The following is a 19,789-nucleotide window of genomic DNA, read 5'->3' on the forward strand; positions in this document are numbered from 1 at the left end:
AGCCTTATTTAGGTTAGAGGTTGCGAACCGATCTGTTTTTATTCATTAATTTTTGCTGCTAGCAGATTCAACCAGTCTGTGTGTTTGCTTGGCTAGTGTATCTGGCCGCAGCGCCGCACTTTGTTGCCAGAGATAACCGGCAAAGCGAAAACTGACATATAAGGTTACCAGAGTTGCGATAACTAATTCTAGATAAGCGAGCTGCTGCAGTAATGCTGCGCTTTCAGGCTGTTGCCATAGCGCAAATTGTTCGCTGGCTTTAAACAGCGCCGTTGCGCCAATGACTAAGGGAAAGGTAAAAGCAGCAAAGCCGGGCGAAAACGGTAACCGTAATAAATATAGCATGGCCACATAAATAATGCTGGTCATCACCAGTGCTAATATTAGCAAGCTCAGAACGATCATTGGTTGTGCTGGGCTGGTTAAACTGAGATAGCCGGTTAAGCATAAACTGGCCGGAGCCGCTAAAACCGCTAAACTCGGCCTTGCCGCTAACGGGACGCTACCGGCGAACAGCAAACGAATGATCACTAAAGGCAGTAATACGGCATAGCAGAGCAGTCCAAACCAAAAAATACCCTGTATGACATTTTCTGAAACGGCTGCAGGGCAGGTTACCACGGCAGTGACAATACCAATAGGCGGCACAAACCAACCGGGTAACAGCTGATTAAACTGTAAAGTGCCTACGCGATGCCAGATAAACGCCACCAGTAACCATAAATGCAACACCACAGCAATGGACCAAAGCCAACGCCCTAGGCTGCTCGGTAGCGCAGTGGCGATCACCATTAACGCCATGGCTGACGCAGGTAGTACAGCACTGAGTATCGGGTTCGCTAAATCTTGGCGTAGCAGCGCCGGTTGACGGATAAACTTAAACAGTAACAAACTAAGGCATACCAAGGCGAACAATGCCGCTGCGGTTTGCAGCGCGCCTTGTAATTGCAATGCTTTATCCCAGCACCAGCCCAAACTGGCTATGCCTAATGCTAACGCGGCCAAGGGGGTTGGAATGGCGCGAGTGAGATCAGTGCGATCGTTTGACATGTCATGGTTCCAATTTACAGAATGACGCTAGGATAGCGCTCACTTTTGCTTTAGCATATCTGAACGTTTTTAACCTAGCGTTAGGATAAACCGAACATGATTGCTATTCGAAAGCTGCAGGTATTTAGTTGTATTGCTCGGTTGGGAAATTTAAGCAGTGCGGCGAGCGCACTGTATTTAAGTAAGGCGGCGGTTTCGCAGGCCTTAAGTGAATTAGAAGCGCAACTAGGTGCACCGCTGTTTGATCGGGTACACCCGCGCTTAAAACTCAATGAACAAGGGCGCTTATTACAGCCATTAGCCGATGAGATTTTGGCCAGAGTGTCAGACATTGAACATTTATTCCAGCAAAACACACCACAAGGCCAACTGAGCTTAGGGGCAAGCCAAACCATTGGTAATTATTTATTACCCCGCTTATTGAGCCAATTAGCGCCAGGGCAATTTAAAGTCAGTATCGATAATACCTATACGCTGTGTCAGCAAGTGCTGCAGTTTGAACTTGATTTAGCGCTGATCGAAGGAGATAACCCTTTCCCAGATCTGATCACCCAACCGTGGCGGCAAGACGAAATGTATATTATTGCCAAAGCCGACCATCCGCTCGCCGGAACAACAGTGCACCACTATCACGCCTTACAACAGCAAAGCTGGGTGTTACGCGAAGCGCACTCGGGCAGTCGAGCGCAGTTTGATCGCCATCTTGCCCCACATTTGCCGACGATCACGGCGATTACCGAATTTAACTCGCCAGAGGCGATCATGCAGGCCGTTGAAGCAGGGCTGGGGCTGAGTTTTATTTCTGCCGCTGCGGCCGCCGATCGTTTGCACTATGGTCGGCTGGCGAAAATTACCTTACCGACGCCTTTTACGCGACAATTGCAGTTAGTTTGGCATAAACAAAAGTACCATTCGGTGTTAGCACGGCAATTTATCGCGCTGTGTCAGCCTTGAATAACGGATGGGTTGGCTTGCACACTTTTGGCGCATTGAATACGTATTCATCTTGTAGTCGCAAACAAATGGCGGTATCAATCAGGCTGACAGGTTTTCTACCCATTTTGGCGGCTGTGGCCAACCGAGTGGGTAACAATAATAACAACTTCGACGATAGAGAACATACTTATGCAAACTAAGCCGAACCTCAGCTTTTGGCAGATCTGGAACATGTGTTTTGGATTTTTCGGTATCCAATTCGGTTTTGCCTTACAAAATGGCAATGTTAGCCGAATTTTCCAAACGTTGGGCGCAGATATGGATCAAATTCCTATTCTGTGGATTGCCGCACCGTTAACGGGCTTGTTGGTACAACCGATTATCGGCCATTTCAGTGATAAAACGTGGACTAAATTAGGTCGGCGTCGGCCCTTCTTTTTATACGGTGCACTGGCCACCACCGCGGCATTGTTTTTTATGCCCAATTCACCAAGCTTGTGGATTGCTGCAGGGATGTTGTGGCTATTAGATGCGGCCATCAATGTCACGATGGAACCGTTCCGGGCGTTTGTCGGCGACAACCTCAATAAACAGCAGCGCCCCACCGGCTTTGCTATGCAATCGTTCTTTATCGGTGTCGGTGCCGTGGTGGCGTCGGCGCTGCCCTGGATGATGAGCAATTGGTTTGGTGTGTCGAATACGGCGGCAGAGGGGTTGATCCCTGACTCGGTGGTGTTTTCGTTCTATGCCGGTGGTGCCGTATTATTTCTTTCAGTTGGCTGGACGATTATTTCCTCAAAAGAATATAGCCCTGCGCAATTAGCTGCCTTCGATGCGGCTGAACAAGCGGCTCAGCCGGTCGCTGAGCGTGCAACGCCTGCTGCAAACTATTGGCGCAGCGGCGCAGTGGCCGTGGTGGTGGGTGTGGCAGCAATGATTGCTGTCGCTTCTGCGCAGTTAGATAAGCAACTGTATTTACTGGGCGCACTTATCGCCAGCTTTGGGGTATTACAGTGGCTGGCGAGCTGGTTTAAGCAACAGCAAAATCGCAATATGCTGGTACAACTGGTCGATGATTTATTTACTATGCCAAGCACCATGCGGCAATTGGCGATAGTGCAGTTTTTCTCATGGTTTCCGTTATTTGCCATGTGGATCTATACCACGGCGGCGGTGACCAGTTATCACTATGGCACCACGGATACCACATCGGTCGCTTATAACGATGGTGCTGATTGGGTTGGTGTGTTATTTGCGGTTTACAACGGTTTTGCGGCAATTGCGGCCCTACTGATCCCGCTGTTAGTTAAAGCTACCAGCACACAAAAGGCACACGCGATTAATTTATGCTGTGGCGCTTTAGGGCTATTCGCCTTTTTCTTTATTAAGGATCCGGCCTTACTCTGGATCCCGATGATTGGTATTGGTATCGCTTGGGCATCCATTTTATCACTTCCTTATGCGATGCTCTCCAACTGCCTGCCAGCCAATAAAATGGGGGTGTATATGGGCATGTTTAATATCTTTATCGTGCTACCACAGCTGCTGGCTGCGGCCATTTTGGGAAGTTTGGTCGGCTACTTTTTCCAAGGGCAAGCTATTTATGCGTTGGCGATTGGCGGGGTAAGTTACATTATTGCGGCGCTGTATGTGCTACGTGTGAAAACTGATTTGGTACAGGAGTAACTGATGCTTAAAACGTCCTTAAGTTGTTTGATGTTAGCGCTGGCGCTAAGCGGTTGTAAGCCAGCTCCTCAGCAAGCGAGTCACGACAGTGCTGTGCCAGCCGCCACCACGCTAAGCCCAGCAACAGCAGACGCGCCCTGGTGGCAAGATGCGGTGTTCTATCAAATTTGGCCACGCAGTTTTTACGATACCAATGGTGATGGCCATGGCGATTTTAATGGCATGACCGCCAAACTGCCGTATCTACAAGACTTGGGTGTAGATGCTATTTGGTTAACGCCCATGTTTGAAGCGCCGTCTTATCATGGTTATGACTTTACCGAGTTTTACCAAGTAGAAAGTGATTACGGCTCGATGGCCGAGTTTGAAGCCTTTATTCAAGCGGCCGATGACAAAGGCATGAAGGTGATTCTCGATTTGGTGATTAATCATATCTCGCGTGAGCACGAATGGTTCCGGTTATCGGCTGAAGGTGTTGCGCCTTATCGTGATTACTTTGTCTGGCGTAAAGACTTACCCGCCAAAGGTGAAGGCTGGGGCTATGCCTGGGATCAATCGGATAAACCGGAAGCCGTGTGGCATTTCGACGCGCGCCGGGGTGAATATTACTATGCGGCCTTTGGTGCAACGCAGCCTGATTTAAATTTGCAGCACCCCGATGTGGTGGCTGAAATGAAAAAGATGGCGAAGTTTTGGCTGGATAAAGGCGTAGCCGGTTTTCGGCTAGATGCAGTGCGCTTTGTGATGGAAACTGGCCCTGAAGGTCAAGCTGACTTACCCGAAACCATCGATTACTGGCGCGATTTTAATGCTTACGTGAAAAGCGTGAACCCGGAAGCCTACCTAGTGGGTGAAGCTTGGGTCGATATTCCGGTGGCCGCCGAATATTGGGGCAATGGCGAGGGCTTAGATCAAGGCTTTGATTTTGAAGTGGGTTATAAAATCTTAGGGCAGTTGCTGCCTACTACCGGTAATGAGGCGCAATTTGGCACCATCAGTGGTACACAAAGCGGCGAGTTGCATCCTTTACAAGAAAATCTGCAACGCCGACAGCAATCTGCTGCACCACTGGCGTTTTTCTCGCCGTTTTTAACCAATCATGATCAAGAGCGAGTAGCCTATCAGCTGGCAGCAGAGCCAAAAATTACCCAGCAAAAAGCCAAGTTAGCCGCGGCGATGTTATTTAGCTCTCCCGGCACCAAGTACATTTATTACGGCGAAGAAATTGGTTTAACGCAGGCGGATACTGGCCACGATGTTTATAAACGCGCGCCAATGCTTTGGTCAACGCAAACGCAAGGCGGTTTTACGCCAGCGACCCTGAGCTGGGTAGAGCAAGCCGAGTTATTTACCCAACAATTTGAAAATTGGTGGCCGGCGTTTTTACAACAGCAATTAGCACAAGGCGGCAGCACCGTTGCCGAGCAACAAGCGCAGCCTGACTCTGTGTGGCGTTTATATCAGTGGCTCATCGCCCAGAAAAAACAGCGGCCAGAGCTGAAGCTGGCCGGCAGTTATCAGGTCACTGAATTGGCTAATGGTATATTGCACATAGAGCGCGAGTTAAACGGCAGCAAAACCCGTTTTGTGTTAAATCTTAGTGATTCAGCACAAGACATTAGTTCGCTGTTAAACACCGAGCAAACCGCCAATTGGGCTTTTGATTTGCAAAGTAATATGCTGGCAGCGTATGGCCTGCTGATTTTGCAAACACCCTAACCCGCATTGTCAAACCTTAGCAACCACGGTATCAAAAAGCATACCGTGGTTTTTTGTCAGCCACATCGCTGCTGATCTTCGTACTTAACCAATCAACACCGGTCAGACCACACTCTGGTACTGGTCCGACCGCACTCAGACACCGGTCCGACCACACTCCGGTACTGGTATGACCGCACTCAGACACTGGTTTAACCACACTCCGGTACAGGTAAGACCACACTCAGACACTGGTTTGGCCACACTCGAAGACTGCTCGGGCTTTTATTAATTAAAACAAGGGAATGATAAAGATTTAACTTAAATGTTTTTTATGTAATAAATAGTTGACTTTATGTGAGGGGGGTAGCTTGTTTTTTGAGCAAGTTTTTATAGGGAAATTCAAATGTTTAAATATGTATTCTTTGTCGTATTTTTTGCAGTAAGTTCTGCAGCAGTCTCTGCCAGTGAGGCTATGAAACTATTTGCTTGTGATACTTGCAGTGTATTGGGTATGCAACAAATTGCCGAGTCACAGGCACCTTTACTGCAGTGTGAAAGTGGAATTAACCCAGAGACAGGCGTGGCTGATGTTGAGTATTGGTTGAATAATTCAAATTGTTATGCCCCCACTAAAGAGTTACTCGTTGCTAATCCAGAAACACGCGTTGCCTTTAAATTCAGAGTAAAAACACATAATCCTAATGCGGGTGAGTCTGGCTATGTGATGAACTTGCCTTTATCTGATTTAGATCAAGAAATCATAAAGGCTTATTTTGATATCCACAGCACTTTTTATTCCGCTGTTGAAGAGTTCAACAATACCTACATGGCAAGTGGCTTGTCTTCTTCATTAGACCCAGCGAGTGGGCTATTCAATGCGGCTGAATCAAGTGCGGATAGTGCAAATCAATACTCGATGTTAACAAACAATACCGTAAGTTCCCCAGACGCAACCTGCAAAAACTCTGCTGCAGCGCATTTATTTAGTTCTCTCGAAAATAAGAAAAGGCTTAAAGATGACATGCGAAATGCAATCATAGACAGTATGGGCAGGAAGAGTTGGCGTCAATATACAACGACGCTTGAAACAACGGGAAACTCAACCACTAGAGGCATGACGTTCAGTATAGGCACAGGTTTTAATGTACAAAGCACCCACTCTGTCACAGTGGATAAAACCTATATTGAACAGACGCCATACATTAGCCCAGTTGGGGCGCAGATTTGCAGTTCTTCTTGGTTTGGTGAGCGTTGTGAACCGGCAAATCCAAACAACTACATTCAATACAAGGTTAGCTATGCAGGTAACTTTAACATTAAAGGTACACAGTTGAACCAGTTGGATTTGATCTTCGATTTAAACCCAGCAACCTCTGTGATCGATGGCTATTCCGTTCGTGATATTACAGGGCATGCCAGTGGCGGTTCATCATTAAATATCCAATATAAACAGGATAGTTGCTTAGCTAAATATATAAACGATTTGTCACCAGGAGATACTGACTTTGTAGGCGAGGGACCACTAGGTATGCCATACGATTATGATTTTGGTTCAGGCATGACCACCTTGTGTGAGCAACAGATAACCTATCGAGCTTGCACCAATACGGGTGGTGGAACCGCGGAAGGTTGTCACAATCTCACTTTTACAACGTTAAAACCTTGCTCTAATCCCTAACGAGCAGAGTGGGTAACTGCGCATTGTTGTGGATAACAGCGCAGATGCTCATTTTTACCGACTACTGGTCCGACCGCACTCCGGTACAGGTAAGACCACACTCAGACACCGGTCCGACCAGACTCTGGTACAGGTTTTACCAGACTCAGAGATCTTGCTCGGTAGTCACATTAAGCCAGTTGCGCATTAACGAAATTAGCTGCTGTTGTTCGTGCGCACTTAAACCGCTGAGCAGCTGCTGTTGCGTCTCGACATGCTTGACCAGCAGTTGCTCGATCACGTTTTTACCGCTTTCCGTTAGGCTTACCACAATACTGCGTTTGTCTGCTGCGGCGGTGTGGCGACTGACAAAGCCTTGTTTTTCTAATGACTGTAAGCGGCTAGTTAGTGAGCCTGAGGTAATTAAAGTTTGCCCAAGTAGCTGATTAGGTGTGAGTTGATAGGGCATACCGCTACGACGTAAGGTGGCTAGTACATCAAAGCCAGCATCCGTTAAACCGTACTGCCGAAAATTCGGCGACATGGCGTTGGTTAAACGTTTATGCAGAATCTGCAAACGACCAATCAGCGCCATGCTGTCGGTATTCAATGTGGGCATTTCAGTGGCCCAAGCCTGCTGGATCCGATCGAGTTCGTCCATTATGTATCGCTATGTTAAATTTATCTTGAGTTCAAGATACCTTTGCTTTATCTTGAGTTCAAGATAAATGTTGGGGGCGTGACAAGATGCGAGCTTATTTTATGGTGGCCGCGCTAGTGGGCAGTGTTAGCGCGGCATTTTTATTGGCCGCTAATTTGGGCACGGGTAATGCACTCAGTGCGCAAGATTTTGTTGATTTACAGCAAGGTTCAACAGCGCATGCCGGTTTTCGCCGTGCGCATGCGAAAGGTTTTTGCGTAGCTGGTGATTTTATTTCTAGTGGCGCGTTAGCGCCTTATTCAAGTGCTGAGGTGTTGCAAGCCGGGCGTTATCCGTTTATTGGTCGATTTTCGATTGCTGGTAATAATCCGCTGGCGCCTGATTTAAAAGCACCGGTACGCAGTTTTGCCATCACCTTGTTGCCCGAAACCGCACAGCAATGGCGCATAGCAATGAACACCCCACCGGTGCTAGCGGTAGGAACACCAGAGAAGTTTTATCTGCAGCTGCAAGCCATTCAAAATAATAGTGTGCCGCAATTTTTTGCCGAGCATCCAGAGAGTCAGGCTTTTGTAAAATGGCGCTCAACCTATCAAGCCAGCAGTAGCTTTGCCAGTGAACGCTATCACAGTATTAACGCCTTTTATTTGCAGAATGCGACAGGTCAGCAGCAAGCCGTGAAATGGGCTGCAGTGCCGATGTTAACGTCGACAATCAGTAGTGAGTTAGATGAAACAGATGCTGATGCCCTGCAAAAAGAATTTTTTGCGCGCTTAAATGCGGGCATGGTGAGCTTTGACTGGCAATTTACCCTTGGTACGGACGCGGATGATGAAAATAACGCGACGGTATTATGGCCTGACAGTAATGTACAAATAAGTGCGGGAACACTGCAGATCCATCAGGCGACAGAGCAGTTAGACGGGAATTGTAATGCGCTTAATTTTGACCCTTTAGTGTTGCCTCGTGGTGTTGCGCCAACCGCCGATCCGATTTTACGTGCGCGCGCTGCTGCTTATGCCGAGTCACATCGGCGCCGAGCGCGTGAAGTATTAGTGCAATCAGTGGTAGGTGAACAGCATGAATAATCCGGCAACGTACTCGTTAGCTATGCGCTTGATGCACTGGCTGATGGCGGCTTTAGTATTGTCTTTATTGCTGGCTGGTTTAACGATGGTTAGTGCATTAGGGGCTTGGCAACAGCAATTGCTCAGTGCGCATAAAATGGCTGGGTTATTAGCCGCTTGTGCCGTGCTGCTGCGCATTTATCTGCGGTTGACTTCGCAGGTTCCGGCTTTACCCAGCTCGCTGCCGTTATGGCAACAGTGGGCCGCGAAACTCACCCATTTTGCTTTTTATCTGTTGTTGGTGTTAATGCCGCTGTCGGGTTATTTAATGCAAAATGCTGCTGGATTGCCGGTGGTGCTGTTCGATGTCAGTTTGCCGATGCTGTTAGCAACTGATTTAGCCCATTATGGCTTATTACGCGAACTTCATGGCTGGGCCAGTTTGCTACTGATGCTGTTAATTATTCTGCATATCAGCGCAGCATTGCAGCATGGTTTCATTAAACGCGATGGGGTACTGGCGAGCATGCTAAAAAAATCAACATAAAGCCATCGCGACTCAATGCGTTTCATTGAATCTAAACGCTGTTTTCGAACAGCGTTTTTGCGTTAAGCGGCAGTTAAAAGTGTTTTTTACTATGCCATCTGAGACTAAAAGTGCATAGGTTAAGCAAAATTGCTGCGCTATAGTGATGTATTGTTTAGGCCAGATCAGCGGAGTCTGTTTTGTCTCATCGCGCCCATTTGTTTTCTTTGCGTATTGGTCATGCGCTACGCGAGAGTTTGGCTGAAGGTTACACGCGGCAAAAATTATTCAAAGATCTGTTAGCCGGCGTTACCGTGGGCATTATTGCCATTCCACTGGCTATGGCGTTGGCGATTGCATCGGGTGTGCCGCCGCAATACGGTCTGTATACGGCTATTATTGCCGGTTTTGTGATTGCGCTAACCGGTGGCTCGCGTTATAGCATTTCTGGGCCCACCGCCGCCTTTGTGGTGATCCTATACCCTATTGCCGTGAAGTATGGTTTAAGCGGCTTATTAATTGCCTCTGTGCTATCTGGTTTATTACTGGTCGCTATGGCCTTATTGCGCTTGGGCCGTTTAATTGAATATATCCCTGAGTCAGTCACCTTAGGTTTTACCTCGGGTATTGCCATTGTTATTGTCATTTTGCAGGTCAAAGACTTTTTGGGGTTACCGTTAGCCGCTTTGCCCGAGCATTTTGGCGATAAAATTTTAGTGTTAGCACAAGCATTACCCCAAACCGCTTGGCCTAGCTTGCTGGTGGCGGTAGTGACCTTAGCCGTTATGCTAGGTTGGCGCCGACTTAACACACCCATTCCACCCCATTTACCGGCATTGTTTATCGGCACCTTGCTAGGGTTGTTATTGCTGCAATTCGGCGCAGATGTACCCACTATTGCCGCGCGGTTTACTTATATAGCAGAAGATGGTGCTGTCGCTGCCGGCGTGCCGTCGTATTTACCTTATTTTGATTGGCCTTGGGATCGCCCTGGACCTGAGGGTGTAGCGCTGAGTTTTAGTTGGCAATTGGCAAAAGATCTGCTGGCCGCCGCCTTTGCCATTGCCATGCTTGGCGCGATTGAGTCGTTATTGTGTGCGGTGGTATTGGATAACAGTAGTGGCCAACGCCATAGTGCAAATAGCGAATTAATGGGGCAAGGTATCGGTAATATTATTACACCTTTTTTCGGGGGTATTACCGCGACAGCGGCGCTGGCTCGCTCGGCCGCGAACTTTAATGCTGGCGCGCAATCACCCATCTCTGCGATGATCCATGCCCTGGTGGTATTACTGGCTTTATTATTGTTAACCCCTGTGCTGGCTTATATGCCCATGGCGGCTTTGGCCGCATTATTGGTGATGGTGGCGTGGGGCATGAGTGAAGCACCCAAGGCACTGCATCTATTAAAAACTGCGCCGCGCAGTGATGTTTGGGTTTTCTTAGTATGTCTGTTGCTAACCGTTATTTTTGATATGGTGCTGGCCATTACCACGGGCATTCTGTTAGCAACAATCTTGTTTATGAAAGATATCGCCGCCATGACCAAAGTCACGGACATCTCGGCAAGTCGTAAGCATATTAGCCAACCCTTACCCGCGGGTTGGAAAGTCTTAAAAATTAGTGGCCCACTGTTTTTTGCCGCCGCCGATCGTATTTTTGCAGAAATTGCGCTGTTAGCTGAAAAGCAGTGTGGTTTAGTGTTGTATATGGATGGCGTTACGTTATTAGATGCCGGTGGCTTGGCGGCTTTAGAAAAACTGCGACACAGTTGTCAGACTAACAATATTGAATTGCTTATTGCCGACTTGCAATTTCAGCCATTAAAAACCTTAGCGAAAGCGGGGATAGTGGCAGAACCCGGTCGGCTAACCTTTTATGCCACGTTACGTGAAGCGCTAGAGGCTTTGCCGCCATCTGCTGAGCGGGCAACTCAAGCCGACGTGGCACCGCAAGATTGACGGATCACCAGCTTAGGTTCAATCAGGTTATCGGTGATCGGTTGGTTGGTAATCAGGTTCATCAGGTTATTGACGAGCATTTCTCCGGCTTTGCTGGTGTCTTGCTGGATCGTACTTAAACCGGGCGAGGCAAAAGAGGCGGCAGGAATATCATCAAAGCCCATCACGGCAATTTGTTCCGGAACACGAATGCCGTTGCGTTTTAAGCAGCGGATCACACCAATGGCGATTAAATCGCTCGCGCAAAAAATGGCATCGACCGGCTGACCACTTTTTAACAGTTGCTCGGTGGCGAGATCGCCGGCGCTTTCGGTGGAGATCGCATCATGGTGCGGCACATCCGCAGCGTTAATGCCAGCACTGACTAACGCCTCAATAAAACCTTGATAACGAGCACTAAACTCTGGGCTGCCTTCAGAGGCGTTACCAATAAAGGCAAAGTTACGATGGCCGGTGGAAATTAAATGCGCGCCGGCTAATTTGCCGCCCTGCCAATTGTTACTGCGAATAGTAAATTCCGGATGGCCCAATACTTCGGCACCCCAGCAAACAAAGTGGGTTTCTTGCGCTAACAGCTTGGCTAATTTTTCTTCGTAATCTACATAGTCGCCGTAACCAAGCAAAATAATGCCATCGGCTTTTTTACTGTCTTCATAATCGGCATGCCAGTCGTTACTAAGTTGCTGAAACGACACGAGCAGATCTTGGCCGCGCTTGGCACAAGCACGGGTGATGCTACCCAGCATTGACAGAAAAAACGGATTAATCAGAGATTCATCGGTGGTGGGATCTTCAAATAACAGCAACGCGAGCGTGCTACTGCGTTGTTTACGCAGATTGCTGGCGTTTTTATCGACCTTATAATTAAGCTGGCGGGCAATCGCTTGCACCTTTTCGCGCGTTTCTTGATTCACTTGCGGGCTATTGCGTAATGCCCGAGAAACGGTAGATTGCGACACTCCAGCTAAATAGGCGATATCAAAAGACGTAGCTTTTTCTTTCATGCGTTACTCGATGCGGTTACCGTCAAAACATTGCAGCGTGTCAGATTCAACAAAGCCCCATCATCATAGAGCTTATTGGCAGAAGATTCAACGCAGTCTAAATCTGTCGACAATACGGTATTTTAGGTGAATAAGCGCTTGTTCTTACGAAAAAACCTGCTAGTCAGCATCGTGTTGTAACGGTACTATGCCACTCCTCTGGAGGTAACTCAAATGAAAGCGCCAACCCCTTCGCTGTGGCTGATTATGCTACTCGCGTCTGTAATTGCTATTACCCCTTTAGCAATCGACATGTATTTGCCCGCAATGCAAACCATGGTGACCGATCTCAACACCTCTATGGCCTTGGTGCAGCAATCGCTCAGTATCTATTTGGCTGCTTATGCCTTAGGCATGCTGTTATTTGGGCCCTTAGCCGACATGCTGGGGCGTCGCCCTTTAGCGCTAGCGGGGCTTTGTGGGTTTTTACTGAGTAGTATTATGCTCAGTATTGTTAGCAGTATTGAAAGCTTTTTAGTCTGGCGCGCTGCTCAAGCCTTTTGTGGTGCGGCTGCAACCGTGGTGATCCCTGGCATCGTGCGGCATTTATATCAGCAAAATACTGCTAAAGGCATGTCTTATGTATCTATGATTATGATGCTGGCGCCATTAATTGCTCCAGCGCTGGGCAGTGGCATTATGGTGTTGGCAAACTGGCAAGTTATTTTTGCTGTGTTAGCCGGTTATGCGTTGTTATTGGTGGGTTTAAGTTGGCGTTTTCTGCCTGAGATTACACGGCCAGACGATGTGGTAAAACCTGCTTTTTTTAGTGGTTATCGGCAAGTTTTTGCTAATAAAGCGGCATGGCCAGATATTGCGACTTCGATGTTTGCTTCTTTTAGCTTTTTTACGTTTTTAACGGCCGTATCCTTTATTTATATCAGTTACTTTGGCGTGAGTGAGCAGCTATTCGCGGTGTTATTTGCGCTTAATGTGTCGGCGCTCATGCTTGCCAACTTTATTAACAGCCGCTTGGTTACCCGGCAAGGGCCGCAGCGCATGTTAGGCGTTGGCTTAGTGTTAGCTTTGTGCTGCGCGTCACTACTAAGCTTGTTTAATTATCTGGGTTTAGGGCTTTGGTACACGGTGCTGAGTATTGCCCCGTTAATGGCCAGTTTAGGGCTAATGGCTACTAATGCCGATGCGATGATTTTAATGAAGTTTCCAGAGCATAGCGGCACCGCTACTGCGGTGATTGGTACGTTGCGTTTTGGCATAGGCGCACTGGCAGGGCCTTTATTAGGGTTATTTTACAACGGTACGGCATTGCCGTTTTCATTGTTGATGCTGACGGGCACGATTTGTATCTTAGTGGCGCAATTAACGCGTTTTTATCAATTGCGCCCACAGGGAGCTTAAATTTTACAAGCACCGCCACTGCATTCGTCATCGTCATCGCCAAATTGTGGCTCGCTTTCGGCAGCGGCTACGGCGGCTTGAGTGGCTGCGACAGAGTCTTCGGCGGCTGCGAAATCTAGATGATCTAAATCGAAATCAAATTCTGACATGGTGGGCTCCTTCATTTGCTAAAAAATAGTGTAGCAGAGCCGACGCAGTGACTAAAGCGATGCTTGAGAAAAGTCTCAGTGCGGCTTGAAAAACCACTTGGGTAATTTCTTCATTTCTGCTTCCCTGCTATTATAAGGCACTTTTGACATCCTGCCGGAGCATTCTAATGACCACTTTAACCATTCAAACCCCTGATGATTGGCATCTGCATTTTCGCGACGGTGATATGCTGTTAGAAACTGTTCCGGCCACGGCTCGGGTCTTTCGTCGCGCTATTGTTATGCCTAACTTAGTACCGCCCGTGACCACCGCAGCGCAAGCGATGGCTTATCGCGAGCGTATTCTCGCGGCACGGCCAGCGGGCAGTGAGTTTCAACCCTTAGTGACATTGTATTTAACCGATAAAACCAGCAAGCAAGATATTATTGAAGCGAAAGCGGCGGGCGTGGTGGCGGCTAAATTATATCCGGCTGGAGCAACAACCAACTCTACTTCGGGTGTCGCAGCGCTTGACGCGCTTTATCCGGTGTTTGAAGCCATGGCTGAAGTGGGCATGTTGCTGTTGATCCACGGTGAAGTGACTGATCACGATATTGATATTTTCGACCGTGAAAAAGTGTTTATTGACCGCTATTTGCAGCATATCGTTACACGTTTACCACAATTAAAGGTTGTGTTTGAGCATATTACCACGGCTGATGCCGCAACTTTTGTAGCGGAAGCTTCTGCAAATGTGGCTGCAACCATTACACCACAACATTTATTGTTAAATCGCAACGATTTATTAGTAGGTGGTGTACGGCCGCATAATTATTGTTTACCGGTTTTAAAGCGTCGTACCCATCAAGAAGCCTTGCGCGCCGCGGTGGCGAGTGGCTCGAGTAAGTTTTTCCTAGGTACAGACTCTGCGCCGCATGAAAAGCATCGCAAAGAGTCAGCCTGTGGTTGTGCCGGTTGTTACAGTGCTCACAGTGCCATTGAGTTGTATGCCCAGGTGTTTGATGAATTGGGTTGCTTAGAAAAGCTGGAAGGCTTTGCCAGCCATTATGGCGCAGACTTTTACGGTTTACCGCGCAATAGCGGCAGCATCACCTTACAAAAACAACAGTGGCAGGTACCTGCCGAAATAACCTTGGCGAATGGCCAGCCGATCGTGCCATTTTTTGCCGGTGAAATGCTGCATTGGCGTTTAGTTTAAACCGCTATTTTTGGCATAACGTTTCAACCTATCGGGCTACTGTTTTAGATATTGGATTAATCTTTCCAGTGCCCGATAGCTGATCGCCTCTAACAAGTGTGGTCGGCTAATCTGTGGGCTTTGTTGTAAGTCGGCAATGGTTCTTGCCACCTTAAGTAGCTTATGAAAGCTACGTGCTGACAACTTTAAACGCTGTAATGTTTCTTCTAAAAACTGACTATCTGCTTCGCTAAGCTGACAATGCTGCATTAATTCGCCGCCTTGTAGCCGCGCATTCGCTTTGCCTTGACGGGTTAGTTGAATGTTTCTGGCGGCAATCACTCGCTGCCGCACTTGCTCACTGCTTTCTTCAGCGTGTTTGCTACTGAGCGTACCGGCGGGCAGCAGCGGTACTTCAATTTGTAATTCGATTCGCTCTAAAAAAGGCCCAGATAAACGGTTCAGATAACGTAATACTTGTTCATGACTGCTGCGTCCATCTTCGTGATGGCCGGTGGGGCTTGGGTTTAAGGCACTGACTAGCTGAAACTGAGCTGGAAACTCTGCTTGGCGCGCGGCGCGTGAAACATGAATATGCGCGGTTTCTAGGGGTTCGCGTAATACATCCAGCACTTTACGCGGAAATTCAGTTAGCTCGTCCAAAAATAATACACCATGATGCGCTAAAGAAATCTCGCCAGGTCGCGGTACTGAGCCGCCCCCAACTAAAGCCACGGCTGAGGCGGTATGATGCGGTGCGCGATAGGGACGTTGTAGCCAGCTTTGTTGGTCACGCGGTTGACCGGCAATAGAATAAAGCGCCGCGGTGGCTAGCGCTTCTTGTTCGGTGAGTGGCGGTAAAATACTGGCGAGACGTTGTGCCAACATCGATTTTCCGGTGCCAGCAGGGCCAAACATCAATAAGTTATGCTCACCTGCCGCGGCAATTTCTAGCACACGTTTGGCTTGAGACTGACCTTTAACATCGGCCATATCAGCTTGCGTTTTAAGTGGTTGCGGCGGCAGAGGCGGTATGGCGGGCAGCGGTTGTTGTGCTAATAAAAAACTATGTACTTGCAATAGGTGCTCAGCGCCATGAATTTGTGCATCAGGGATTAAACAAGCTTGTTGGGCATTGGCCATGGGTAACACGGCGGCACGGCCTGCATCACGACAAGCGATGGCTAACGGGATCTCGCCCAGCACCGGTCTGATCTCACCCGAAAGGGCTAATTCACCACAAAACTCGTAATTCGCGGTGCAGTTTTCAGGCAATTGCGCCGAGGCGACAATAATACCCAGCGCAATAGCTAAATCAAAACGGCCACCTTCTTTGGGTAAGTCGGCAGGGGCCAAATTAACGGTAATACGTTTATCCGGAAAGTTGAAGCCGCTATTAATTAACGCGCTACGAACCCGATCTTTGGCTTCTTTTACCGAGGTTTCTGGCAAGCCGACTAATTGAAAAGCCGGTAAACCGTTACTGAGATGAACCTCGACCGTTACCAACGGCGCGGCTAAGGCATAACGTGCCCGACTATAAATAATGGCCAGTGACATAATGCACCCCGAGCAAGCAGACATAAAATAAGTTTATTTAATTGTAAATTATTTGCAAGCAAGGTGTGCAAAAAGAAAAATATTCATGGCTTGTAATCATTGGTCGATAATTAAGGTGTACACTGAATTACAACATTTAAAATAAAAAAGCCTCGGAGCACGCTGCATGACCCCATCCCGTCCTTTTGTTTTACGCCATCCTTGGTCGGTGTTATCTGCGCTGTTGTTGATTATTGCCCTGTTTAGTGCCGGTTTAAATCAACTGTATTTTCGTGGCGATTACCGCATTTTCTTTGGGCCGGATAATCCGCAGCTGCAAGCCTTTGAACAAATGCAGCAAGAGTTTAATAAAAGTGACAACGTGCTAATTGGTATTGCACCAAAAGATCGCAATGTGTTTCAAGCCGATGTGCTGCAATTAGTGCAAGACTTTACCCATGCCGCTTGGCAAACGCCTTACTCTATTCGTGTTGATTCAATTAGTAATTTTCAACACACCGAAGCTGAAGATGATGATTTGCGGGTGCAAGATTTGGTGAGTGCCGAACGCACCTTGGATGATGCTGAGCTAGCTCGTATTCGCGACATTGCCTTAAACGAGCCGATTATTCGTGATCGATTAATTGCCGCCGATGGCGCAGTGACAGCAATCAATATTACGGTGCAATTACCCGAACCTACTGGGCAAGCGCAGGTAGATGAAATTTGGTCGGCGGTGATGGCTCTGACAGATCAGTTTGCCGAGCAGTATCCCGACGTTGAATTTTATCACACTGGCATTATTGCCATGAACTATGCTTTTGCCTCAGAAGCTGAAGCCGATGTGAAGCGCTTAGTACCCATGATGTTGTTGGTGATCGCGTTAATGCTGGCTTGGCTTTTCCGCTCGTTTTATGCCTCGTTAGTGACCATCATCATCTTGATTGTTACGGTAGTCAGTACCTTAGGTATAGCAGGTTGGTTGGGTATTTTTATGAGTACCGCCACGGTGAACGTGCCGACCATTTTAATGACTTTAGCGGTGGCTGATTCGGTGCATTTACTGGCCGGAATGCAATTTGCGATGAGCGAAGGGAAAAGTAAGCAGCAAGCCATTCAGTACAGTTTAGAGCGTAATTGGTTACCGGTAGTGATAACCAGTGTCACGACCGCTATTGGCTTTTTAACCCTGAATTTCTCGGAAGTGCCGATCTTACGTGATCTGGGCAATTTAACTGCCATTGGCGTGGTATTGGCGTGTATTTTCAGCTTAACCTTATTGCCATTATTGATGAATGCCTTACCGTTTCATGAGCCGGACCATGTTGAAAGCGGCCTGAATGCCATGGATAAACTGGCGCTGTTCGTGATCCGCTGGCAGCGGCCGATCATGTTTGGCTTTATTGCCATTACTATCGTGTGTTCAGGTTTATTAACCTTAAATAAAGTGAATGACGAGCCCAATGAGTATTTCTCTACCAGTACGTCATTTCGTCAATCGAATGATTTTTTAGAAGAGAACCTCAGTGGCTTTACTTTGATGGATTTTGAAGTGAAGGGCGACGGGGAAGGCGCGGTTTATCAACCAGAAATGCTGTTGGCCGTGGCGCAGTTTAGTGACTGGTTAGTTGAGCAACCGGAAGTGATGCACGTAAACACTTTCACCGATATTCTGAAAAAGCTCAATCGGAATATGCATCAGGATGATCCTGCCTATTACCGTTTACCCCATTCCACCGAAGAAGCAGCGCAATATATCTTATTGTATGAAATGTCCTTACCTTTTGGGCTTGATTTAAATAACCAGTTAAATATTGATAAAAGTGCCACGCGGTTAAGTGCCACCTTATACAATTTAGGCAGCAAAGAGTTAATTGCTTTAGAAGAGCGTGCTTTAGCGTATTTTGCCGAGCAATGGCCGGAATACCAGTTATCGGCTGCCAGTGCAGCCCTAATGTTCGCTCATATTGGCGAGCGCAATATGGCGTCTATGCTGAAAACCTTACCGGCAGCGTTGGTGTTAATTTCGTTATTATTACTGTTTACGTTGCGTTCTTGGCGGCTGGGTTTAATTAGTTTATTAACAAACTTAGTGCCAGCGATAATTGGTTTTGGTTTGTGGGGTTTATTAGTTGGCGAAGTGAACTTGGCGTTGTCAGTGGTCGCCGGTATGAGCCTCGGTATTATTGTTGATGATACGGTGCACTTTTTAACCAAGTATCGCTATGCCCGCAAAGAGGGCCAAGATAACGAACAAGCCGTGCGTTTTGCTTTTCACAGTGTTGGCCGCGCGCTTTGGATCACCACCTTGGTACTAGTCAGTGGTTTTGCGGTGTTGATGCTGTCGAGCTTCCGTTTGAATTTCGATATGGGCTTGCTAACATCCAGCATTATTTTGGTGGCACTGATCATCGATTTATTATTTTTACCCGCCGTCTTGTTACAAGTTGGCAAATTTGGGAGAGCTAAGCATGCTAAATAATCTAACCTCTCGCAGCTTGTTGTTCGCTGCGATGCTTTGTGCACCTTGGGCGCCGGTGGCGGCGCAAGATGAAGCGCAAGCCAAAGGCTTACAAATTGCAAAAGAACAAAAAATGCGTGATCGCGGCTGGGGTGACAGTGAAAGCGAACTGCAGATGACCTTACGTAATGCCCAAGGCCGTGAAAGTGTAAGGCGGATGCGGGCTTTAGCCCTTGAAGTGCAAGGTGATGGTGATAAGTCGCTGACTATTTTTGATGAACCCATGGATGTGCGCGGTTCCGCTTTTTTAACCCATGCTCACCCCACGGCTGAAGATGAACAGTGGTTATATTTACCCAGCGTTAAACGCACGCGGCGTATTGCCAGTCGCAATAAATCTGGCCCTTTTATGGCCAGTGAGTTTGCTTATGAGGATATGACCAGTTTTGAATTAGAGAAATTCAGTTTCCGTTATCTGCGTGACGAAGCCTGTGCAGAGCAATTACAGTGTTTTGTGGTAGAGCAAACACCAACAGACAGTTTTTCGGGTTACAGCAAAATTTTGGTTTGGGTAGATACTGAGCATTATCGGGTGCAGCGCGCAGAATATTATGATCGTAAAGATAGTCTATTAAAAACCTTAACCACCTACGATTATCAGCTGTATTTAGATAAGTTTTGGCGGCCACATCGCTTGGTAATGGAGAACCAACAAACCGGTAAAAGCACCGAGTTGTTGTTAGAAAGTATGCGTTTTCAAACCGGCCGTACTGCTGCCGATTTTGATGTAAGTGCTTTGGAGCGAGCGCGTTAAG

At 47.6% G+C, this 19,789-nt stretch carries 16 protein-coding genes; 11 read left to right on the forward strand and 5 right to left on the reverse strand.

Going from position 1 to position 19,789, the window contains the following annotated elements; genetic code table 11:
* Positions 1-45: 45 nt before the first annotated feature.
* A complete protein-coding gene (locus tag ACUJFL_RS02245) occupies positions 46-1,050 on the reverse strand; it encodes a TDT family transporter (protein WP_445428375.1) in 1,005 nt (334 codons plus the stop codon).
* A 96-nt stretch (positions 1,051-1,146) separates the two neighbouring features.
* On the opposite strand from ACUJFL_RS02245, the gene ACUJFL_RS02250 reads away from it, so the two are divergent.
* The 4 genes from ACUJFL_RS02250 (at position 1,147) to ACUJFL_RS02265 (ending at position 7,051) form a co-directional block, all read left to right on the forward strand.
* Positions 1,147-2,004 carry a LysR substrate-binding domain-containing protein gene (locus tag ACUJFL_RS02250; RefSeq protein ID WP_445428376.1) on the forward strand — a complete coding sequence of 286 codons (858 nt, stop codon included), beginning with the start codon at positions 1,147-1,149 and terminating at the stop codon, positions 2,002-2,004.
* Positions 2,005-2,175: 171 nt separating this feature from the next.
* Entirely contained in the window at positions 2,176-3,672 is a 1,497-nt protein-coding gene (locus tag ACUJFL_RS02255; protein ID WP_226750469.1) for an MFS transporter, read from the forward strand.
* Positions 3,673-3,675: 3 nt separating this feature from the next.
* Positions 3,676-5,391 carry an alpha-amylase family glycosyl hydrolase gene (locus ACUJFL_RS02260; RefSeq protein WP_445428377.1) on the forward strand — a complete coding sequence of 572 codons (1,716 nt, stop codon included), beginning with the start codon at positions 3,676-3,678 and terminating at the stop codon, positions 5,389-5,391.
* A 385-nt stretch (positions 5,392-5,776) separates the two neighbouring features.
* Positions 5,777-7,051 (forward strand): hypothetical protein, encoded by a 1,275-nt coding sequence (locus ACUJFL_RS02265; RefSeq protein ID WP_445428378.1) that lies wholly within the window; start codon positions 5,777-5,779, stop codon positions 7,049-7,051.
* Between the two features lie 145 nt (positions 7,052-7,196).
* Here ACUJFL_RS02265 and ACUJFL_RS02270 read toward each other — a convergent pair whose 3' ends face one another.
* On the reverse strand, positions 7,197-7,691 hold the full coding sequence (locus ACUJFL_RS02270) for a MarR family winged helix-turn-helix transcriptional regulator (RefSeq protein ID WP_445428379.1): 495 nt from the start codon (positions 7,689-7,691) through the stop codon (positions 7,197-7,199).
* Between the two features lie 86 nt (positions 7,692-7,777).
* Here ACUJFL_RS02270 and ACUJFL_RS02275 point away from each other — a divergent pair, with 86 nt between their 5' ends.
* The 3 genes from ACUJFL_RS02275 to dauA all read left to right on the forward strand — a co-directional run bounded on the left by ACUJFL_RS02275 (position 7,778) and on the right by dauA (position 11,245).
* Entirely contained in the window at positions 7,778-8,779 is a 1,002-nt protein-coding gene (locus ACUJFL_RS02275; RefSeq protein WP_445428380.1) for a catalase family peroxidase, read from the forward strand.
* Positions 8,772-9,305 (forward strand): cytochrome b, encoded by a 534-nt coding sequence (locus ACUJFL_RS02280; protein ID WP_445428381.1) that lies wholly within the window; start codon positions 8,772-8,774, stop codon positions 9,303-9,305. Before ACUJFL_RS02275 ends, ACUJFL_RS02280 begins: the two co-directional genes overlap by 8 nt.
* 179 nt (positions 9,306-9,484) lie before the next feature.
* Positions 9,485-11,245, forward strand: a complete 1,761-nt coding sequence (gene dauA / locus ACUJFL_RS02285; protein WP_445428382.1) for a C4-dicarboxylic acid transporter DauA — start codon at positions 9,485-9,487, stop codon at positions 11,243-11,245.
* On the opposite strand, the gene ACUJFL_RS02290 is transcribed toward dauA, so the two are convergent.
* A complete protein-coding gene (locus ACUJFL_RS02290; RefSeq protein WP_306177340.1) occupies positions 11,218-12,249 on the reverse strand; it encodes a LacI family DNA-binding transcriptional regulator in 1,032 nt (343 codons plus the stop codon). The two genes, dauA and ACUJFL_RS02290, sit on opposite strands and share 28 nt — an antisense overlap.
* Positions 12,250-12,462: 213 nt before the next feature.
* Here ACUJFL_RS02290 and ACUJFL_RS02295 point away from each other — a divergent pair, with 213 nt between their 5' ends.
* Positions 12,463-13,647, forward strand: a complete 1,185-nt coding sequence (locus ACUJFL_RS02295) for a multidrug effflux MFS transporter (RefSeq protein ID WP_306177339.1) — start codon at positions 12,463-12,465, stop codon at positions 13,645-13,647.
* Here ACUJFL_RS02295 and ACUJFL_RS02300 read toward each other — a convergent pair.
* Complete coding sequence (locus ACUJFL_RS02300; RefSeq protein ID WP_226750460.1) at positions 13,644-13,796, reverse strand: hypothetical protein; 153 nt, start codon at positions 13,794-13,796, stop codon at positions 13,644-13,646. The two genes, ACUJFL_RS02295 and ACUJFL_RS02300, sit on opposite strands and share 4 nt — an antisense overlap.
* A gap of 167 nt (positions 13,797-13,963) precedes the next feature.
* Here ACUJFL_RS02300 and pyrC point away from each other — a divergent pair, with 167 nt between their 5' ends.
* Complete coding sequence (pyrC, locus tag ACUJFL_RS02305) at positions 13,964-14,995, forward strand: dihydroorotase (RefSeq protein WP_445428383.1); 1,032 nt, start codon at positions 13,964-13,966, stop codon at positions 14,993-14,995.
* Positions 14,996-15,031: 36 nt separating this feature from the next.
* Here pyrC and ACUJFL_RS02310 read toward each other — a convergent pair whose 3' ends face one another.
* Positions 15,032-16,534, reverse strand: coding sequence for a YifB family Mg chelatase-like AAA ATPase (locus ACUJFL_RS02310; protein WP_445428384.1), 1,503 nt, complete (start codon positions 16,532-16,534; stop codon positions 15,032-15,034).
* A 166-nt stretch (positions 16,535-16,700) separates the two neighbouring features.
* Between ACUJFL_RS02310 and ACUJFL_RS02315 the strand changes: the two genes are divergently transcribed.
* Both ACUJFL_RS02315 and ACUJFL_RS02320 read left to right on the forward strand, forming a co-directional pair.
* Positions 16,701-18,995: an efflux RND transporter permease subunit gene (locus ACUJFL_RS02315; RefSeq protein WP_445428385.1), complete on the forward strand. Its 2,295-nt coding sequence runs from the start codon at positions 16,701-16,703 to the stop codon at positions 18,993-18,995.
* Entirely contained in the window at positions 18,985-19,788 is an 804-nt protein-coding gene (locus ACUJFL_RS02320) for an outer membrane lipoprotein-sorting protein (protein ID WP_445425978.1), read from the forward strand. Before ACUJFL_RS02315 ends, ACUJFL_RS02320 begins: the two co-directional genes overlap by 11 nt.
* Position 19,789: the final 1 nt, after the last annotated feature.

Source organism: Alishewanella sp. HL-SH05, from assembly GCF_052655985.1.